General features: G+C 47.1%; 1 protein-coding gene. It reads left to right on the top strand.

Features of this window, described 5'->3' with window-relative positions:
• On the top strand, positions 1–1,349 hold a 1,349-nt coding region (locus KDK17_RS16790), incomplete at its 5' end, for a WD40 repeat domain-containing protein (protein WP_257288597.1).
• Positions 1,350–1,538 lie beyond the last annotated feature (189 nt).

Raw genomic sequence — 1,538 nt, 5'->3', positions numbered from 1 at the left:
AAGATGAACTCCAGAAATGGTTGAAGCGTTTTACAAAGGATGAGGCATTAGTCAATTCAGTCATGGATCGCCATGGGAGTATTCATTTTCCTGCACTGTTCTTTTCCACTCTCACCAAACTGATGTCCGAATGTAAAACATTTAAATTAGAGATTAAAGCCAGCATCCCCTGTAGTAGTTCAGAGGACTCAGCTACCTTCAGCGCCGATGGCCACCACCTGATGATCGCCTGTGACGATAAAACATGGAAAATCTATGGCCGGGAGCGCGATGGATCGTGGAAAGAAAAAACGACTATTTCCCATGACGACACTGTCTACTCAGCCATCTTCAGCGCCGATGGTCGCTATGTAGTGACCGCCAGTAAAGATGGCAAGGCGAAAATCTACGGCCAGAAGGACGATGGGTCATGGGTAAAAAAAGCCGTTATTCGCCACGATCATTTTGTCCTGTCGGCAACCTTCAGCAGTGATGGCCGCTATGTGGTGACCGCCGGTCTTGATGGCAAAGCGAAAATCTATAGCAAGAAAGACGATGGGTCATGGATTGAAACAGCCATTATTTCCCATGATAAATGGGTCGACCCAGCCACCTTCAGCGCCGATGGTCGCCATTTGCTGACCGTCAGTGGCGATCAAAAGGTGAGAATCCATGACTTGAAGGCCGATGGTTCATGGGAAGAAAAAGCCATCATTCGCCACGATCGTTATGTCAATTCGGCCTCCTTCAGCGCCGATAGCCGCCATGTGTTGGCCTCAAGTTACGATGGCAAGGCGATCATCTACGGCAAGACGGACGATGGATCATGGGAAGAAAAAGCCACTATTTCCCATGAAAACCGGGGCAACTCACCCACCTTCAGCTTCGATAGCCGCCATTTTATCATCTGCAGTAGTGAAAAAATGGCGAAAATCTATGAGCAGAAGGACGATGAATCATGGGAGGAAAAAATGACCATTTCCCATGATTCGCATATTCATTCAGCAGCCTTTAGCGTCGATAGCCGCCATGCGATCACCCACGGTTCCGATAACAAGGTGAAAATCTATGGCCGGAAGGACAACGGATCCTGGGAAGAAAAAACTATCATTTCCGCTTATGGTCTTACATCAGCAACGTTTAGCGCCGATGGCAGCCATGTTGTCATCTACAGTATTGTTGGCAAGGCGATAATTTATAGCCTGGGGAGCGATGGATCATGGAAAGAAAGAACCACCATTACCCATCGCAAAGGGATCAGGTCAGCCACCTTCAGCGTCGATGGCCATGTGTTGACCATCCATGACGGTAATAGGGCGAACATCAGTGAACTATGGATGATTGACCGATCGTTTAGTGTCACTCATTGACCCAACCCCACATTATTCTTCTGCAACAGAAACCCGCTTTCTACTCATTGGTCATTTTCCCGGATCAACGTCCTGTTTAACTGTTAGTTTCACTGACATCAATGTTATGAACTTTCATGCTAAAACCGACTCTAAGCCGCAGAATCAATTTTGAATATCCCTGCCAACCAGGGAAAACAACAACTTTTA

Origin of the sequence: Endozoicomonas sp. SESOKO2 (assembly GCF_024606245.1) — a bacterium.
Classification (GTDB): domain Bacteria; phylum Pseudomonadota; class Gammaproteobacteria; order Pseudomonadales; family Endozoicomonadaceae; genus Endozoicomonas_A.
The sequence above is the reverse complement of the archived record's forward strand: the minus strand, read 5'-3'. Positions and strand labels throughout refer to the sequence as shown.